Consider the following 17,234-nt stretch of genomic DNA (forward strand, 5'->3'; position numbering starts at 1 on the left):
CCCACCACTTCAGGAATGCGCTGATAGAGATCGATTCGGCGCTTAATTACAGTAGTCGCTAATCACTTTGTAGGCTGGCGTATAGCCTAATTCACCAGCTTTAGACAGGTCGAGGCACCCACCGTTCTCGTCGCCGAGGCTGTGTTTGATGAGGCCACGCACATAATACACCTCAGCATAGCGTGGGTTTAGTTTGATGGCACTGTTGCAATCGGTGAGCGCGCCTTTCTGGTCGCCTTGGGCCGACTTGATCATACCCCGACTGAAGTATGCTTCGGCATAGGCCGGGCTCAGTTCAATGGCTTTGTTGAGGTCAAGAATAGCGGCTTTGGGCTCTCCCTGCTTGTTTTTGCTGATACCCCGGCTAAAATACGCTTCGGCGCGTTCGCTGCCCAACTCACTGATTTTACTACGTTCCTGAACAACGTTACGGAGGTTATCCAGAATCGCATGCGTCATGCGGCCTGTGTAAACGACTTTGGCATCCACATTCACATTGTTGATGTCAATAGCCTGGTTAAAATCAGCAACGGCTCCCTTCTGGTCACCAAGTTTACTTCGGCAAAATCCCCGTCCATAATAAGCCCGGTAGTTATCTCCCTTGAGCGAAATGGCCCGGTCATAATCGCCGAGCGCTGCTTTATAATCGTCTAGTTTGCTTTTGGCAAAGCCCCGGTAGAAATACGCTTCGGCATCGTCGGGGCTTAATTCAATCGCCTTGTTCAGGTCGGCTACAGCTCCCGCAAAGTCATTCAGTTCGACCTTAGACATCCCGCGTCCAGCATAAGCCTGTGGCCGTTTGGGCGTAATGTCCACCACTTTTGTAAAATCGGCGACGCTACCCGCATAATCTTCTAGTTTTTGCTTGGTAACCGCTCGTGTATAATAAGCTTGGGCATTCGTCGGCTCCAACTCAATTGTTTTAGAGAAATCAGCTAATGCACCCCGATATTGGTCGATACGACTACGGCTGACGCCCCGGTTGTAGTAGGCTTGTGCGTCGTCGGGATTGAGTTCAATGGATCGGCTGTAATCCAGTAAAGCGCCCCGGTGGTCGTCCTGTCGGCTTTTGCTCACGCCCCGGCTTAAATAAGCCAGCGCATCTTTTCCATTCAGGTCAATGGCTTTATCATAATCCAGAATAGCGCCCCGGTGATCTTTTAGGTTGGCTTTAGCCAGCCCTCGGTTGTAATAACTCGCTGAGTTTTCAGGATTCAGGGTGATCGCCATGCTAAACGCCTGTAATGCTCCGGTAAAATCATTCGATTTGCTTTTGGTAATCCCACTATCGAAAAACTCGATGGCTGATTGTTGGGCGTGGGTAACCAAGGAGGAACTGGCACACAATAGCAGTGTGAGCAGCGGCAGTAGATGTCGCTTCATAAATAGAGTAGTAAGTTATGGTGAGTAAACGCTTGGCTAAGCGCGCTAAAATTAGCCGTTTGTTACCGGTTCACCAAGTTATTAATACTTTAAAGTGTAGTCTATTAGTGGGTTAGGTCAATTACCGGGAATGGGTAGTGAAGTTAGGTTAAAAATGAAGCTAGCTAAGTTATGCTATAAGGGGCATCGCCTAAACGCTGTGTTGTAAAGGAAAATCAGCCATTTTATCAAATGAGTCAGACGGGCATAGGCTTGTACTGGTCATTTTGTCAGTATGTATTATTCTCTTTTTGGATAATTCGGACATAATGGCATTATTAATTATAAATACCAAATTGGTACATCATTTGACTAAGGATGTATGTGATTGACGATAAACAACCTATTAAAACAGATAAAACAATGGCAACCTTAGTTCGATATAATAACGTTCCTAGCTTCTTTAACCCCTTTTATGGCCGTCCTGTGATCAACCGGTATCAAAACACGACGCCTAACGTTCCAGCCGTAAATGTCAAAGAAACCGAAGCTGGTTTCCAGCTTGAATTGGCTGCTCCAGGGCTGAAAAAAGAAGATTTGAAAATCAACGTTGAAAATAACAAGCTGACGATCAGTTATCAATCAGAAGTGAAAACGGAAGAAACCACCGAGAAATTTACCCGGCAGGAATTTGGTTTTACCTCATTTGAACGCAGCTTCCGCTTACCCAAAACGGTAAATGCCGACGCTATCAAAGCCAGCTATACCGATGGTATCCTCACCGTTGAATTACCAAAAGTTGAGGTAAAAGAAGAGAAATTAGTGAAAGAAATTGTCGTTGCTTAATTGCACTCGGCAGAATTTGGAACGCCCGTGCCACTTGGTGCGGGCGTTTTTGTTGGATCACAGTTGGTAATGGCTTTTTAGCGTATCAGGTTCATAAACGCTTCCAGTTTTTGTTCGTCCAGATGACCATTCGTGCGAACACCACTACAAATGTCGAGGCCGAAGGGCTGTACGGAATCAATGGCCTGACGAACGTTTCCGGGATTCAGGCCCCCCGCCAAAAATACTGGTACCGACGACTGCTCAACAATCTGACGACTTACTTGCCAGTTATGCACGCGTCCTGTGCCGCCTAATTCTTTAATAGCCAGCGTTGGATTGCCCGAGTCAAGCAGCAGCGCATCGGCCCCCAATTGCACTGCTTCCAGGGCTTCATCAACGTTTCGTTCATCGAGCACATGAATGACCTGAACGACCTTAATGGCCGGTAAGGCAGCATGAAGCAGGGCATAGGTGTCGGGCGCTACGGCATCGACGAGTTGAATGGTATTTGCCCCCACGCGAAGTTGATGGGCGATGATCGCATCAACAGTAGTTTCGCTGGTCAGCATGAAGGTAGCCAGTGGTGGAGGGGTAGCGGCCACAATTTCGGCAGCTCGTTCATCGCCGACAACGCCGGGTCCGCTGGGCATTCGGCCCACTAATCCAAGGGCGTCGGCACCCAGTCGAGTAGCTAACCGGGCTTCCTTAAGGCTGCTGATGCAGCAAATTTTCACTCTCGTTCGGAACGGAGATTGCATCGTTTTGGGTTGATTACTAAAACACAGGCGATAAATATAGTACACGCCGACAATAGAATGGCTCAACAGTCTCCAGTAGATACCTTCGCATCGCTCCGCATCCCTGAATTTCGGTATTTCGTGATGAACAGTTTTCTGATCACGGCCACCCTGCTGATTCAGGAAGTTATTCTCGGTTACGAGTTATACAAACTCACCCACGATCCCTTAATGCTGGGTCTGGTTGGCCTCGCCGAAGCAATACCATTCATTGCGCTATCCTTGTTTGGGGGACACCTGGCCGACCGACGGGATAAAAAACAGATTCTGCTCTGGAGTTTACTGGTTATTTTACTCGGGTCGGTCATTTTATACCTTGTTTTTCAACCATCTGTTGCGGCCGGGTTATCCCAAACCGCCCGTTTAGCCACCATTAATGGCGTACTGATGTTGATTGGTACGGCAAAAGGGTTTTACTCGCCGGCCAGTTCGTCAATAAAACCATTTTTAGTCCCCCGCGAGCTTTACGCCAACTCCGCCACGTGGAGTAGTTCTTTCTGGCAGGCGGGGGCTATTGTTGGACCGGGATTGGCCGGTTTTCTGTACAGTTGGGTTGGGTTCGATAATAGCCTGATTGTGGTCATTGTTCTTCTGGCTGTCTGCTTTTTGCTGATCACACTCATTGAACGTAAGCCTACTCCTGTTTCCGATGCGCCGGTATTGAGTCTGCGGGAAAGTCTGACGGAAGGGTTTCGGTTTGTTTTTAAAACCCAAATTGTCCTCTACGCGATCTCGCTCGATCTGTTTTCGGTGTTGTTTGGGGGCGTTGTGGCTATTTTACCCGTTTATGCCGAAGATATTTTAAAAGTGGGTGCCGAAGGCTTAGGGTTTTTACGGGCCGCTCCATCCATTGGAGCCCTGTTGACCATGGCTTACATGACAAAGCATCCGCCTACCCATAACGCCTGGCGGAATATGCTTCTTTCGGTGGCGGGTTTTGGTATAGCGACGATTATCTTTTCGCTATCGACGAATTTCTATCTCTCACTGCTTATGCTGGCCTTAACGGGGTCTTTCGATAGTGTTAGTGTAATCATTCGCCAAACGATCCTGCAAATCTTCCCCCCCGATCATATGCGTGGGCGGGTGGCTGCGGTAAATGGCATCTTTGTTAGTTCATCCAATGAAATTGGTGCGTTTGAGTCGGGTCTATTGGCTCGCTTACTGGGCACGGTTCCTTCGGTTATGCTCGGTGGTGTAGTCACACTCGTCGTCGTGGCCTACGTATATGCCAAATCGAAGGCGCTGTTTACCGTTCGACTGAGTTGATCGGGAAAGCATTCGCCCGGCTACCGTTTGTTCGTGGGTAGTCGGGCGGATGTTGGCATGAGCAGGGAATAGGCTATGCGTAAGCGGGCGACCTGTTGGAATCAGTAATGAATGCGTCGATGTCTATCTGCTCATTGAGCAGAACGCGGGCGTTAAAGACTTCCCAGAACAATTCATCGGAGAGTTGGTAATCTCGTTGCAACCGAACCATATCCCGGGTGCTTTCTTTGAGCTGGCTAACTGGCGCTTGCACGTCAAAAGAGTGGAGTTGAGCAGTTTCCATAATCTTGTGTTGTTAATGTGCGAGTTTTGTAAACACCCTCCCTATCTGATTGTTTTTACATAAACAGGTCTCATTTCAGAACCGGTTAGAATAATTATATTTTATCTTTTAGTGATGCGCCAAGGAGCTACTTTCGACCCGGCATGGTCCAACTATATTTTTTTTAGAAAAATTTTAATCATCTGACAATCAACGCAATTATGAAACATTTTAACCTATTTTTGTTACTAACAGTCGTAAGTGCAAGTTTACTGGCGCTTACACCACCCACTAAACCAAAACCAATGAAATTGGTAAAGGCCTGGGAGACCGATACGACATTACGTATACCTGAATCGGTGTTGTATGACGGGAATAACACCTTGTATGTAGCCAATATTGACGGGAAACCCGGTGACCTTGATGGCAGTGGTTTTATTTCCAAAGTGACGCTCGACGGTAAAATTGAGAACCTGCGCTGGACATCGGGCCTGAACGCGCCCAAAGGCATGGGGCTGTATAAAAATCGCCTGTACGTAACGGACGTATACCGGTTGGTGTGCATCAACACGGAGAATGGGCAGGCCGAAAAGACCTGGGACGCCGTTGGGAAAGGCGGTTTTCTGAATGACGTGACTGTCGCAAAAGATGGCACCGTGTATGTGTCCGACAATCAGAATGACAAGATTTATCGGCTGAAGGATGAGAAATGGGAAGTCTGGATGAAAGGCGAACAACTAAACAAACCCAATGGTGTGCTGGCCGTTGGCAAGGATAAACTGATGGTTGGCAGCACAAAAATCGGCGCTTTACGGTCTGTAGATGTAGCGACTAAAACAATAACGACCCTGGCCGATGGTATGGCTGCCACTGATGGTATCGTCGCCGAAGGGAAAGGGAATTATTTCGTTTCGGATTGGAACGGCCAGATTTTTCACGTCGACGCCGATGGCACCAAAGTGCAACTGCTCGATACCCGCGAACAAAAAATTAATGCCGCCGATATTGATTATGTGGCCAGCAAGAAGCTGCTGATCATACCCACATTCTATAAGAATTCGCTGGTGGCTTACCGGGTCGAATAGCGTAGAGCCGCATACTTGCAGCTCATTCGCGTCAGCAATTAAATTATTTACTCATCATCTTGGAAGTCGTCATCGTTGTCTGATGGGTCGTAGGTAATGATTTCGGCCAGGCCCTGTATGGCCTGCTCGATAGAATCCATGACTTCAGTCAGACGCTTCTGGCTTGGTGCGTCCTGATCACTGACGCCTACCACGGTCAATACCTCAAACGATAAGCGGGATAATTCGCCACCAATGCGTCGTAAGTCGTTCCGTGTTTGTTCGGGTAGTTCGCTCATTGCGTTTCAACTCAATAATTGCTGGGTTGCTGTCTGTACTTTCTCCGCACCAAAGCCCGCTAGGGCTTGTTTCATGGCGTTCTGAATCAATTCATTGCCTAGGTTGCCAAGGCTCCCTTCGTGCGTATGGTGCAGGGCTCTGGGTGGTTCATACGTATGTTCTGCAATCTCTTTGCCGACGGTTCGGTAGGCTTCCCGGAACGGCACGCCCTGTAATACCAACGCGTTTACCCGCTCAACGCTGAAGAGTAAATCGTATTTAGGGTCGTCTAACAGGTTGGATTTTACCTGAAGGTGTTCGAGCATGAAGTCGGTAATTTCCAGGCAATCAATGATTTCGTCAAACGCAGGCATCAGGATTTCTTTCAGCAGTTGCATGTCGCGATGATAGCCCGATGGCAGGTTACTCATGACCAGCGTCACTTCCATGGGCAGGGCTTTCATGCGGTTGGTTTTAGCGCGTAGAAGCTCGGCCACATCCGGGTTTTTCTTGTGCGGCATAATACTGCTGCCCGTTGTGAGTGCATCCGGGAGAAGCAGGAAGCCGAAGTTCTGACTGTTATACAGACAAATATCCATCGCCATTCTGGAAATGGTGGCGGCTATAGCCGCCAGCGATGTAAGCGCTGTCTGCTCCGTTTTTCCGCGGCTCATCTGGGCGTATACAACATTCACGTGCATGCCTTCAAAGCCCAGCAGTTCGGTGGTGAGGGTGCGGTTGAGGGGAAACGATGACCCATAACCGGCTCCCGAACCAAGTGGATTTCGGTTGGCTAGCCGGTAAGCCGTTTGTAGGGTCAGCATATCATCGGCAAGCGCTTCGGCATACGCGCCAAACCAAAGGCCAAACGAAGAGGGCATCGCAATCTGCAAATGTGTGTAGCCCGGCAAAAGGTCGTTTTTGTGCTGCTCTGATCGACTTATCAGCCGATTGAATACATGCTGAACGGCTTCCGCAACGCGCCACAGCCGGTCGCGGGTGAAGAGTTTTAAATCGACCAGTACCTGGTCATTGCGTGACCGGCCCGAGTGAATTTTTTTACCTACGTCGCCCAGCGCCCGTGTCAATAGTAGTTCAACCTGCGAGTGTACATCTTCAACGCCGTCTTCAATCACAAACTGCCCGGCCTGAATGGTTTGATAAATCGACCTTAGTTCAGCCGTCAAAAGCGGCAATTCATCCGCAGAAAGCAGGCCAATGGTTTCCAGCATTTGTGCGTGAGCAAGGTTGCCCAGTACATCAAAAGGGGCGAGGTACAAGTCCATTTCACGGTCGCGACCGACGGTGAAGCGTTCAATCTGTTCGGCGGTACTGACGCCTTCTTTTTGCCAGAGTTTCAAGGCTTACTGAGTGAAAGAGTGAAAGAGTGAAAGAGTGAATGGGGCATGAACAGGCCCGTCTGGCTCTTTTGCTCGCTTGCAAAGTTCGTAAAGAAAGTCGGGGAGACAACGCCCTAGCGTACAGAATCGGCTGCGGGTACGGCTGTTTGTGCTGTCTTTCGGGATAATTTACCCAGCCACCAAAAGCCACTCGCCGACGCCAAGCTAATACCGGCCACGGCCAGCCAATGTACTGAAAAACCAAAATGGGCGACAAGTTGCGACCCAAGCGCGGGCGACAGCGTTTGTGCCAGTGCCCCGCTCATGGAGGTCAGCGCCAAATATTGCCCACGTGTGGCCGGACTGGAACGCCCCACCGTGAACGACTGAATGAAAGGCACCGCCAGCATTTCACTCAAGGTGCCGACCAGAATGAAAACCAGCGCCACAGCCATATGGGATACCGGCAACCATTGGTGCAGGGAGAGCAGGCCATAGGCAAGTACGGTCAGACTAACCCCTGTCACAATCAAACTTATTTTTGAGCGTTGCTGCTGTTCGAGGCTATAGACCAGCGCCATTTCGACGCAGACGATGATCAGGCCGTTTAGGGCCATCAGGCTCCCAATCGTCCTTTCTTTCATCTGCATGACCTCTTTAAAAAATAAGGGCACGATGGAAAATAACTGCATAAACGCCATTAGGTAGAGGCAGGAACAAATGACAAAGGCAATAAACCAGGTATCCCGGTAAGGTGATTGGTTTGTTGCCGGAACAACGGTGGGTTCTGCCTGATGATCGTTGTTTGCCGGGGCGCTGGCCGGCGCGGGTAAACAGATCCACAGAACAACGCCTGCCGTTAAACAGGTCAGGCCATCGGTCCAGAAAAGAAGATTGTAACTGACACCGGCTATCCAGCCGCCCAGGCCCCCACCAACAGACCAGCCGAGGTTGATGGCCAGCCGGTTGAGGGAGAAAGCGCGCGTACGGGTTTCGGTATCAGAGTAATAGGCAATAGCCGCCTGATTGGCCGGTCGAAAGGCGTCGCCAAAGAGCGTGAACACAAACACGCTGGCACAAAGCGCCGTAAAATTGGTGACGAACTGGAGCCCGAGTAACGCCATTCCGCCGAATAAAAGGCTGAATAACTGAACGTAATAGAACCCGAATCGGTCGGTGAGCCGGCCACCGAGGAAGGTTCCGACAAAAGCACCCAATCCATAAATGGCCATCACAATCCCCGCATCCTGAACGGAATAATGGAGGTGCTGCGTCAGGTAAAGCGTCATGAACGGCAAAACCATTGTGCCACAACGGTTGATGAGCATCACACCCGCCAATAGCCAGACGGAGGGCGACAGGCCCTTGTAAGCACGTTGATACAGGTGGAGAGTGCGCTGAAGCATAGCGCGAAGGTACACGAAACCAGGCCCGAAATAGCGCCAGCTTTATCGGAAACTACATAAGTTATCCCGTTTTTCGGCGGGCGTCGGCCGCTTCGCCCGGTGCGACAAAGATTTTCTTATCCGTAATGAGGGGGCGGTGTTCTTCCAGAAAGGTCTTAAGTAACCGGATTTCTTCCAGTTGCCTGTCGATTGGGTGCGTCAGTGTATAACTTTCGACATGCACTTCGGTTGGGCCGCCCGGCTGAAATTCCGTTATGACGTATTCCATCAGCTTGATTCCCTTGCGCTTGAGGGCATGCAGATAGAGGTTTTGGTGGTTGTGCAGGAAGCGGCCAGCCTGATAAGAAGCCGTCGTCTTTAAATCGACCGCCTTGAATTTTCCGATCAGATCGACGTACCCATAAAAGAGCACGTCATCAATCTCCCATTGGCAATACACCTGCGTATCGACAATGGGACGGGGGAGCAACTTGCGGACTTTTTTTATGACGTCCGGGTCAAATCGGTCTTCGTTGGTGCCTTTAACCACGGCTTCTTCAAACGAAACCCCCCGTTCCTGCGCTGCGGTAGTGGGTGTCGGTACCCGATTAATCGAGTCAATCAGTTCCTGTGCAGATAGGTTTCCCCCACGTACATACCGGGCGAAGACATTCAGCAAAGAAGGGTAAAAACGGTAATTGATCATTGGTTTTCGGTTTGTCGTTTACGGTGGTCCGTCATTACGGTGGTCCGTCATTACGGTGGTCCGTCATTACGGTGGTCCGTCATTACGGTGGTCCGTCATTACGGTGGTCCGTCACTACGGGTTTAACTGACCAGCCGCCCGAAAACTGTAAACCATAAACCGGATACTTAGTTTTTTACCACCAGCAATACACCCGTTATAATCAGCATGACACCAAGCAGGCGCCAGCCATTGGCCGGGTGTATGGCAAAACCAAGCAATCCGTAATGGTCAAGGATGATAGCGGCTACCAACTGTCCGGCTACACTCAGGCTGACCAGGTTAGCGGTTCCAATCTTTTGCACACTCACAATGACGGTGATCATGTAGACGGCTCCCATCACACCACCCATCCATTTCCACCAGCTTACCTGTTTGATGGCATCGAATGAGGGTGTCGATGAGCCGGATGCGGCAAACAGAAGGAGCAGGGCCACAAAACCGGAACCGAATGAAATGGCGGCTGCCAGAATAGGACTGGCCATGGCCTGTCGCAAATTGGCATTCACACCGGCCTGTACGGTAATGGCTAGCCCAACCAGAAACGCAAAGAGGATATAGATGTAATTCATGTTGTAAAGGTAACCAATGATGACGCGTAGCCTTTTCCCTGATCAAGTTTTCTAATGAATCCGGCCTTTGTCGGCAAAGAAGCATTTTGTAGATTGCCAGCTATTCCTAACCTAAACAGACTCAGTTATATATGTTTATCATCTCCCACTATCCGCTGGCGGTTGTCGTCTGCTTTGTGACTATGCTCTGTTGGGGCTCCTGGGCGAATACACAAAAATTGACGACCCAATCTGTTCCGACTACAATTTTTTATCGGGATTATACATATGGTATTCTGATTCTGAGCCTATTACTGGCTTTTACATTGGGGAGCTTCGGTACGCAAGGCCGATCTTTTCTGGTGGACGTCAAGCAGGCGGATAGGCAAAGCATACTCTATGCTTTAGTCGGAGGGTTTGTTTTTAACATTGCCAATATGCTCATTGTGGTCGGTATTGAATTGGCTGGCTTATCGGTGGCCATGCCAGTTGGTATTGGGCTGGCGTTGATTCTGGGCGTAATCGTTAATTATATTTTGTCACCAATAGGTAATTTAAGCTTGTTGCTGGCGGGCGTTTTTGCCATTTTCTTAGCTATTGTATTTAGTGCCCTAGCCTACCGATCTAAAGCCACAACAGATGCATCTGTTAATACAAGAGGAATTGTGGCTTCGCTGGTCGGTGGTTTTCTGATGAGTTTCTTTTTCTACTTCGTGGCACGGGCCATGGCCCCTGATTTTGCCCAGCCAGGGCGGGGCCTGCTAACGCCCTATACCGCGTTGGTTCTGTTTGCGATTGGAGTTGTCAGTAGCACACCGTTGTTTTTGCCGGTGCTGCGTCGGTTTGCCAGCAAGCCGGCCGATGGCGAAATTGATTATAGGGATGTGAGCCGCCGAAATCATAGAATTGGTATGCTGGGGGGCATGGTTTGGTGTCTGGGTTTAGCATCGAGCCTGTTAGCTTCAGGCGAGGCTGGCTACGCCATTAGCTATGGACTGGGTCAGGGCGCTACCATTGTGGCCGTCTTGTGGGGTGTGTTTATCTGGAATGAGTTTCGGGGGGCACCCGCTGCTTCCAGTCGTTACCTGACGCTGATGGGCCTGTTTTACGTGTTGGGACTCGCCTTGATTATTTACGCAAAATGAGTGGTTACACCTGTTAGCACCGTGCTGACTGAATAATACGTCGATAAGATGAAATATAGTCTATGGATCATTGGTTCGCTAATACTTGGTGCGGCCAGTCTACTTTCGGTAAACCAGAAAGCCCAGCGCCCAAACATTTTATTCATTCTGGCCGACGACTGGAGTTACCCTTATGCCAGCATTTACGGCGACCAGACTATTCGGACGCCTAACCTGACCAAACTGGCGCAGCATGGCACCGTTTTTACGAATGCTTATTGTGCGTCGCCGTCCTGCACACCGTCGCGGGCGGCCATCCTGACGGGTCGCTACCCGCATAATCTCGGTGAAGGCGTTAACCTGTGCGGACGACTCGACCACCGTGTCCCGACCTATGTGCAACTACTGGAAAAAGAAGGCTATGCAGTTGCCTTCGATCGAAAAGGGTGGGCTCCCGGCGATTTTCGTAAAATGGGATATACGGAAAATCCAGCCGGAAAAACGGCTGAGTTCAACGCGTTTATCGATAAGCTTCCTGCTAATCAGCCGTTCTTTTTCTGGTTTGGTACCAATGATCCGCACCGCCCGTTTGATCTGGATGCGGGTAAGAAGTCGGGTATTGATCCGCAGAAGATTCGGTTGCCTGCGTTTCTGCCGGATGTACCTGACGTCCGGGGCGATGTGGCCGATTACCTGTCTGAGGTAGAACGCCTGGATAGGGAAATTGGCGATTTACTTCAAAAGCTTGAACGCTCAGGGCAGCTGGAAAACACAATTATTGTGGTGGCCTCTGACAACGGAATGCCCTTTCCTCATGCCAAGGCTAATCTGTATGATTATGGTACGCGCGTTCCGTTGCTGGTAAGTTCTTTTTCGAAAAAAGATCTCCGGCCGAAGCGAAACGATTCATTTGTGAACCTGATCGATTTAATGCCCACGTTTCTGGATTGGGCCGGCGTGAAACAACGACCCGAACTGGATGGTATGAGCTTAGTTCCTGTGTTGAGCGGGCAGAAAACGAGCCACCGGACTGAGGTATTTCTGGAACGGGAGCGCCATTGTTTGTGCCGCCCCGAATTCAACTATGGCGCTGGCTACCCGATGCGGGCGATACGAACCAAAGACTATCTCTACATCCGTAATTTTCGCCCGAGCCGTATGCCCGCCGGTGACGAAACCATCCCGAATACACCATCTGTTTTTGGTGATGTGGATGGTGGTCCTACGAAAGTGTACATGATGGACCATCGGCGGGAAGGGCCTGTGAAAAATCTGTTTGCCCTGGGTTTTGGCAAGCGCCCCGATGAAGAGTTTTATGTGTTGAAGAATGATCCATACAATATCCGCAATCGGGTGAATGAAGCCGCTTATACGTCCACAATTAGGCAATTACGAAATCGGCTTGATCAGTGGATGCAGCAGGAAAACGATCCGCGTCGGCAGGGTGGTGGCGATCAGATCGATAAATATGAATCGACAACACGGGCCTGGATAACCAAAACGGGTATTATTTTCTTGGATGAATAACGGTTACTGCAACAGAACGAGGGGAAGTCGTGTATAGGGTAAAGGCGGCTGCTGCTCGTAAAAAACGCTGGCGCGATAAAAAACCTCAGCGAAAGCAACTGTTGACTCGTAGAACAGCTCCTGGATAAAATGGCCATCTTTGCGCCGTAAGAAGTCTACTCGTAGCAAAACCAATTAACAAGTACCCAATTTTATTTCCTTATGCGTAAGTTATTCGCTCTTTTGTTCGTACTGGTATCGTTTGCCGCAAGTGCTCAAACCGCTCAACCTGACACGCTGACCAAAGCCAAACCACCCGTTAAGTCGACTAAGCCTGCCAAACCATTTAAAGTGAGCATTGCCGGGGGCTATGCCGCCCCTGCCAATGTACCGGGCAATACAAATGCCGATCTTAGTAAGGCCGGGTTTGTCTACAGCCTTGAGCCGCAATATGAGCTATCCAGAAATCTGGAAGTTGGCGTTCGCTTGGAGCAGGCCCTTATCCAGCGTCCGGAGGTTCTCGACAACAACATCTCTCTGGCTACGAAGGCAAAATCTATTCTGTCCGCGTCTTTAACGGCAAATTACGTTCTCAATACAAGTACAGGTCTAAAGCCTTATGTAGGCCTTGGTGCAGGTTTTTACTATGCCCAATCCAGCCAGCAGTCCTACCAATTATCAGGCACCAGCTCTGTTGTATCGTACCCGTTACCAGCGACCACAGCTTTTGGTGGACTAGGTAGAATAGGCGTTAAATACGGGATTGTACACGTTGAAGCGAACTACAACTTAATCAGCGATACCAACATCACTAACGCGGCCAGCCGGCTCACGTTAACGGCTAATAACTCCTACTTCAGCGTTAAAGCGGGCATCACCATCGGCGGTTCCCGCTAAACGGATGATTTGTCTGGATCTAGGTAGCCCCAGTTTTATTGATTTAACGTAAATAAGCGCCGAATCAGCCTTACTGATCCATCAAGAGTAAAAACTGTTCGGCTGCGTGCCAGGTGTGTGGGAAAGCAATTTTTTTCTTGATCAGGTCCTTGTCAAGCACCGTTAAGCCGGGGTAGTGGGCGTCGCTGGCTTGCTGTTCCCAGCTTAACGGATAGTCAATTGTACCGACCATGCCGTGTTTCTCGGTATAGAAGTGGTCTTCTGCCCAGACCAGACACGGGTAATTCTGGTTTAAGTTCTCGGCAAATTTCTTGCCCGCTACATGTTCATGCGTGTAGGCCCACCAGAACAACGACGAGTAGCTGTCGTACTGTCTGGGAATATGATATGGGTCGGGTAAGTTGAGCGACTTGAGGCCGTATTTGAGCCATTTGGTCTGATAAACAGGGTGGTCGGCATAATCGGACTTGCCCATAATATAATCTTCTTTTTCAAAGCGCTTCACTGAATCCAGCGCCATTTGTACCACCGGGTGCGTTCTATCGGATACCAGGGAAACCAGAAACAGCACCTCGCCCGGATTATCAGCCTCTGCTGTGCCGTGGTTGTTCCGGTCAAACGGGTCGCGGATGGCCATGATCCAGTCCTGAATCAGGGAGAGGTTATTGGTCTGTCGCAACACCATCGCCATCAGGGCAGCGTCGCGGTATGAGGGTTTTTGATAAACCAGAAAATTGGGCACCGGCCGGCCATGAATGACATTGATAAGAATTTCCTGATGTAATACCCGCAGCACTGAACCAAACCGGTTGGTCGAGAAGAGCGGTAGGTTCAACCGACTGCGCGTACCGGGAATTAGTTTGGGGCGCTTGTTTGACTGCAGAAGCCATACGCCCGCTTCATCTTCCAGAATCTGAATCGTTTGACCGTCGGTCAGCACCAGGTGAACCAGATAAGCTGGCGGGACAATGATTTCCTGCTTCACCTTCCACTGCTCCTCAATATTGCCGGTCAGGGCATTCAGTAGTCGCCCGTTGCGGTAAATCAGCTTAAGCCGATCGCCCATTCCGAACAAAAAAAAGTTTAGATTAGGGAGTTCGTGGTGGTTCGGACGCTGCTGCCGAAGTAATGCCAGTTGCTGGCGGTAGGCGTCTAATTCGCCCGTTGGGTTTGCATGCAGACTGGGCGGCACTGGTTTCTGCGCCGAAGCGGATACCGTCAGAAAGAAGAAAAGCAGATAGGTTTTGGCTAACATCAGTGCGCTCGTTTACCATAAAATCCAATGGACGCAAAGCGATTAGGAACGCGGTTGCCATTCACTATATCTTTGTTCGCCCCATAGCCTCTATGTCGGTGGAACTATACATCCTTAACTACTTTGCGTATTTAGTTAAATAAATGCGTTTCTGGATAAACATTTACGAGTTGTATCGTTTTTATTTAGACACTATCTGATATAAATGGGTAGAATAGCTATGCCCTATAAACAACACGTATGATTATAGTGTAATTTAGTGTTAACAATTCTGCGTTTTCGTTTGACTGCCCTGTCGATTACGTGCTATAGCAACGGGCTGTTCTTCAATGATTCCATCAACGATTGATCTTATAAATTGCGAGCAGGAGCCAATCCACATACTTGGTCATATTCAGTCTTACGGCTACCTGATCGCTATTGAGCCCGATACCTACTCGGTTGTTCATGCCAGCGACAACATTGTCGATCTGGTTGGTACCGACGCTGCCCAACTGCTGGGCCAGTCAATAGATAAGGTATTGGTTGGTACGCATCTACCCATCAGCACCCTAACTGAAATTCTGAACGTAGGCCAGCGAAATGATTCGTGGGAAACCATGAATCCACACCGCTTAATCCTGAACGGGAAAGTCTGGAACCTGATTGTTCACCAGCATAAAGGACTCGTTATACTGGAGTGGGAGCCGATAGGTAACGATCAGAACCAGCTAATCAACCAGCAGTTGATTTCGCAGGCACTCACAGAAGTACAATCCAGTCGTACGCTGGATGAATTGCTTCAGAATACCGCTCGTCGGGTTAAAACGATTATCGGTTTCGACCGTGTCATGGTCTACCAATTCGGAGATGACTGGCATGGGCAGGTTGTCGCTGAAGAAAAGGAAGACGATCTGGAGCCTTTCCTGGGATTGCATTACCCGGCGTCGGATATTCCGAAGCAGGCCAGAGAGTTGTATAAAGTCAATCTAGTCCGGCTAATTGCCGATGCAGGCAGCGTGCCGTCGCCTATTCTGTCCAAGCCTGGCTGGCCCGCCAGCCAGCCGCTCGACTTAACGCATTCGGTCCTTCGGGCCGTATCGCCGGTACATATTGAGTACCTCAAAAACATGGGTGTGCAGGCATCCATGAGTATGTCGCTCCTCTATCGGGGCGAGCTATGGGGGCTCATTTCGTGCCATAACCGCACGCCACATTTTGTGGATTACCAGGCCCGGCAGGCCGCCAAGTTTGTTAGCCAACTGCTATCGGCGGCCCTGGAGTTTCGGAAAGATAAAGAAGACCTGACGAACCTGCAGCAATATCAGCAAACAGGCCGGGAGTTGCACCAACAGTTGCTTCTTAACGATGATGTGGTACGGGCACTCACCAAACTGCCCATAACGGCCCTGGATATTACGGGGGCTACCGGAGCGGCACTCATCTTCAACAACAAAATACATCAGCTCGGCAAAACGCCCGACGATAAACAAATTCGGGCCTTGGCCGACTGGATGGGCACAACCGGCACCGAATCATTTCTGCAAACCAACCAACTGCCAGTGCTGTATCCACCTGCCGAAGCGTTCCGCGCCGTAGGAGCCGGGCTGTTGAGCATTGTGCTGTCGCGCGAATTGAACGAATACCTGTTCTGGTTCAAGCCCGAGCGCGTTGAGCAGGTTACCTGGGCTGGCAACCCCGACAAGCCCGTTACCGTCAATGAGGAGGGGCAACGCCGACTTAGCCCGCGTAAAAGCTTTGCTGCCTGGACTGAAATTGTACGTAACACGTCTGAACCGTGGAGCGAAGCGGAACTGTCTGTTGTGGTGAAGCTACGGGAAGATATTTTGCAGATCGTAACCCGGCAGGCCAATGAAATTCGCCTGCTCAATCAGCGGCTGCAAGTGGCTTACGAAGAATTGGATGCCTTCAGCTATACCGTATCGCACGATTTGCGTACGCCCTTGTCGTCTATCCGGTGCTATGCCGAAATCCTGCTCGAAGAATATGGCGAAGATTTTTCGCCCGATGCACAGGCGCTGTTTCAGAAAGTCATCGATTCCACCGATCGGATGCGCCGACTGATTCGCCACATTCTGTTTTACTCACGAATGGGCCGTTCCGAACTGGATACGCAACCGATCGATATGCGGCAGTTGCTGAATGGTATCCGGGAGGAAATTCTGGTCACGTCGAAAGATCGTTCGCTACGCATCGACATCGGCGATACGCCCCCGATCATGGCTGACCCGACGATGGCTTTGCAATTGTTTACCAATCTGATTAGCAACGCGGCTAAATACACGCAACTGGCTGTCGAAGGATGGGTGCAGATAAAGGGTACGCAAACCGACAGCGAAGTCATTTATTCTATTGAAGACAACGGGATTGGCTTCGATATGAAGCAGGCGGGTAAAATGTTTGACTTGTTCAAACGGCTGGAAAATGCCCGTACCTTCGAAGGTTCCGGGGTCGGGCTGGCTATTGTCAAGCGGATCATCAACCGGCATCAGGGGAAGGTCTGGTTTCACAGCGAGCCAAACCAAGGCACTACGTTTTTTGTTTCGTTTCCAGTCAACCCTACTAAATAA

At 49.9% G+C, this 17,234-nt stretch carries 16 protein-coding genes; 7 read left to right on the plus strand and 9 right to left on the minus strand.

Annotated elements, in window-relative coordinates:
• Positions 1 to 42: 42 nt before the first annotated feature.
• Positions 43 to 1,383, minus strand: a complete 1,341-nt coding sequence (locus tag SD10_RS05345; RefSeq protein ID WP_046376017.1) for a tetratricopeptide repeat protein — start codon at positions 1,381 to 1,383, stop codon at positions 43 to 45.
• Between the two features lie 402 nt (positions 1,384 to 1,785).
• Here SD10_RS05345 and SD10_RS05350 point away from each other — a divergent pair, with 402 nt between their 5' ends.
• On the plus strand, positions 1,786 to 2,208 hold the full coding sequence (locus SD10_RS05350; protein ID WP_046579081.1) for an Hsp20/alpha crystallin family protein: 423 nt from the start codon (positions 1,786 to 1,788) through the stop codon (positions 2,206 to 2,208).
• A gap of 77 nt (positions 2,209 to 2,285) precedes the next feature.
• Here the strand turns inward: SD10_RS05350 and SD10_RS05355 are convergent, their stop codons facing one another.
• Complete coding sequence (locus SD10_RS05355; protein WP_046376018.1) at positions 2,286 to 2,948, minus strand: phosphoribosylanthranilate isomerase; 663 nt, start codon at positions 2,946 to 2,948, stop codon at positions 2,286 to 2,288.
• A 57-nt stretch (positions 2,949 to 3,005) separates the two neighbouring features.
• Here SD10_RS05355 and SD10_RS05360 point away from each other — a divergent pair, with 57 nt between their 5' ends.
• Positions 3,006 to 4,256 carry an MFS transporter gene (locus tag SD10_RS05360; RefSeq protein ID WP_046376019.1) on the plus strand — a complete coding sequence of 417 codons (1,251 nt, stop codon included), beginning with the start codon at positions 3,006 to 3,008 and terminating at the stop codon, positions 4,254 to 4,256.
• Between the two features lie 73 nt (positions 4,257 to 4,329).
• On the opposite strand, the gene SD10_RS05365 is transcribed toward SD10_RS05360, so the two are convergent.
• The gene (locus tag SD10_RS05365; protein ID WP_046376020.1) at positions 4,330 to 4,539 is read right to left on the minus strand and encodes a hypothetical protein; all 210 of its coding nucleotides are present in this window, start codon (positions 4,537 to 4,539) and stop codon (positions 4,330 to 4,332) included.
• 200 nt (positions 4,540 to 4,739) lie between these two features.
• On the opposite strand from SD10_RS05365, the gene SD10_RS05370 reads away from it, so the two are divergent.
• Positions 4,740 to 5,603, plus strand: a complete 864-nt coding sequence (locus SD10_RS05370; RefSeq protein ID WP_046376021.1) for an SMP-30/gluconolactonase/LRE family protein — start codon at positions 4,740 to 4,742, stop codon at positions 5,601 to 5,603.
• A gap of 47 nt (positions 5,604 to 5,650) precedes the next feature.
• Here the strand turns inward: SD10_RS05370 and SD10_RS05375 are convergent, their stop codons facing one another.
• From SD10_RS05375 to SD10_RS05395, 5 genes are all read right to left on the minus strand, one after another.
• Positions 5,651 to 5,881: a hypothetical protein gene (locus SD10_RS05375; protein WP_046376022.1), complete on the minus strand. Its 231-nt coding sequence runs from the start codon at positions 5,879 to 5,881 to the stop codon at positions 5,651 to 5,653.
• Between the two features lie 6 nt (positions 5,882 to 5,887).
• Positions 5,888 to 7,222, minus strand: a complete 1,335-nt coding sequence (gene argH, locus SD10_RS05380) for an argininosuccinate lyase (RefSeq protein WP_046376023.1) — start codon at positions 7,220 to 7,222, stop codon at positions 5,888 to 5,890.
• A gap of 113 nt (positions 7,223 to 7,335) precedes the next feature.
• A complete protein-coding gene (locus SD10_RS05385; RefSeq protein ID WP_046376024.1) occupies positions 7,336 to 8,607 on the minus strand; it encodes an MFS transporter in 1,272 nt (423 codons plus the stop codon).
• 61 nt (positions 8,608 to 8,668) lie between these two features.
• The gene (locus tag SD10_RS05390; RefSeq protein WP_046376025.1) at positions 8,669 to 9,292 is read right to left on the minus strand and encodes a hypothetical protein; all 624 of its coding nucleotides are present in this window, start codon (positions 9,290 to 9,292) and stop codon (positions 8,669 to 8,671) included.
• A gap of 167 nt (positions 9,293 to 9,459) precedes the next feature.
• Positions 9,460 to 9,903, minus strand: a complete 444-nt coding sequence (locus SD10_RS05395; protein WP_046376026.1) for a DMT family transporter — start codon at positions 9,901 to 9,903, stop codon at positions 9,460 to 9,462.
• A gap of 131 nt (positions 9,904 to 10,034) precedes the next feature.
• Between SD10_RS05395 and SD10_RS05400 the strand changes: the two genes are divergently transcribed.
• The 3 genes from SD10_RS05400 to SD10_RS05410 all read left to right on the plus strand — a co-directional run bounded on the left by SD10_RS05400 (position 10,035) and on the right by SD10_RS05410 (position 13,409).
• Positions 10,035 to 11,027, plus strand: a complete 993-nt coding sequence (locus tag SD10_RS05400) for a GRP family sugar transporter (protein WP_046376027.1) — start codon at positions 10,035 to 10,037, stop codon at positions 11,025 to 11,027.
• A gap of 48 nt (positions 11,028 to 11,075) precedes the next feature.
• Complete coding sequence (locus tag SD10_RS05405; RefSeq protein ID WP_046376028.1) at positions 11,076 to 12,533, plus strand: sulfatase family protein; 1,458 nt, start codon at positions 11,076 to 11,078, stop codon at positions 12,531 to 12,533.
• 201 nt (positions 12,534 to 12,734) lie between these two features.
• Complete coding sequence (locus SD10_RS05410; protein WP_046376029.1) at positions 12,735 to 13,409, plus strand: porin family protein; 675 nt, start codon at positions 12,735 to 12,737, stop codon at positions 13,407 to 13,409.
• 70 nt (positions 13,410 to 13,479) lie between these two features.
• Here the strand turns inward: SD10_RS05410 and SD10_RS05415 are convergent, their stop codons facing one another.
• Positions 13,480 to 14,664: a hypothetical protein gene (locus tag SD10_RS05415; protein WP_046376030.1), complete on the minus strand. Its 1,185-nt coding sequence runs from the start codon at positions 14,662 to 14,664 to the stop codon at positions 13,480 to 13,482.
• 329 nt (positions 14,665 to 14,993) lie between these two features.
• Between SD10_RS05415 and SD10_RS05420 the strand changes: the two genes are divergently transcribed.
• Positions 14,994 to 17,234 carry an ATP-binding protein gene (locus SD10_RS05420; protein WP_046376031.1) on the plus strand — a complete coding sequence of 747 codons (2,241 nt, stop codon included), beginning with the start codon at positions 14,994 to 14,996 and terminating at the stop codon, positions 17,232 to 17,234.

The sequence above is a fragment of the Spirosoma radiotolerans genome (genome assembly GCF_000974425.1).
Taxonomy (GTDB): Bacteria; Bacteroidota; Bacteroidia; order Cytophagales; family Spirosomataceae; genus Spirosoma; species Spirosoma radiotolerans.

Bases quoted from the DNA above. Each gene is read 5' to 3' on its own strand.
- SD10_RS05345 (WP_046376017.1), bottom strand. From the start codon at position 1,383: ATGAAGCGACATCTACTGCCGCTGCTCACACTGCTATTGTGTGCCAGT.
- SD10_RS05350 (WP_046579081.1), top strand. From the start codon at position 1,786: ATGGCAACCTTAGTTCGATATAATAACGTTCCTAGCTTCTTTAACCCC.
- SD10_RS05355 (WP_046376018.1), bottom strand. From the start codon at position 2,948: ATGCAATCTCCGTTCCGAACGAGAGTGAAAATTTGCTGCATCAGCAGC.
- SD10_RS05360 (WP_046376019.1), top strand. From the start codon at position 3,006: ATGGCTCAACAGTCTCCAGTAGATACCTTCGCATCGCTCCGCATCCCT.
- SD10_RS05365 (WP_046376020.1), bottom strand. From the start codon at position 4,539: ATGGAAACTGCTCAACTCCACTCTTTTGACGTGCAAGCGCCAGTTAGC.
- SD10_RS05370 (WP_046376021.1), top strand. From the start codon at position 4,740: ATGAAACATTTTAACCTATTTTTGTTACTAACAGTCGTAAGTGCAAGT.
- SD10_RS05375 (WP_046376022.1), bottom strand. From the start codon at position 5,881: ATGAGCGAACTACCCGAACAAACACGGAACGACTTACGACGCATTGGT.
- SD10_RS05385 (WP_046376024.1), bottom strand. From the start codon at position 8,607: ATGCTTCAGCGCACTCTCCACCTGTATCAACGTGCTTACAAGGGCCTG.
- SD10_RS05390 (WP_046376025.1), bottom strand. From the start codon at position 9,292: ATGATCAATTACCGTTTTTACCCTTCTTTGCTGAATGTCTTCGCCCGG.
- SD10_RS05395 (WP_046376026.1), bottom strand. From the start codon at position 9,903: ATGAATTACATCTATATCCTCTTTGCGTTTCTGGTTGGGCTAGCCATT.
- SD10_RS05400 (WP_046376027.1), top strand. From the start codon at position 10,035: ATGTTTATCATCTCCCACTATCCGCTGGCGGTTGTCGTCTGCTTTGTG.
- SD10_RS05405 (WP_046376028.1), top strand. From the start codon at position 11,076: ATGAAATATAGTCTATGGATCATTGGTTCGCTAATACTTGGTGCGGCC.
- SD10_RS05410 (WP_046376029.1), top strand. From the start codon at position 12,735: ATGCGTAAGTTATTCGCTCTTTTGTTCGTACTGGTATCGTTTGCCGCA.
- SD10_RS05415 (WP_046376030.1), bottom strand. From the start codon at position 14,664: ATGTTAGCCAAAACCTATCTGCTTTTCTTCTTTCTGACGGTATCCGCT.
- SD10_RS05420 (WP_046376031.1), top strand. From the start codon at position 14,994: ATGATTCCATCAACGATTGATCTTATAAATTGCGAGCAGGAGCCAATC.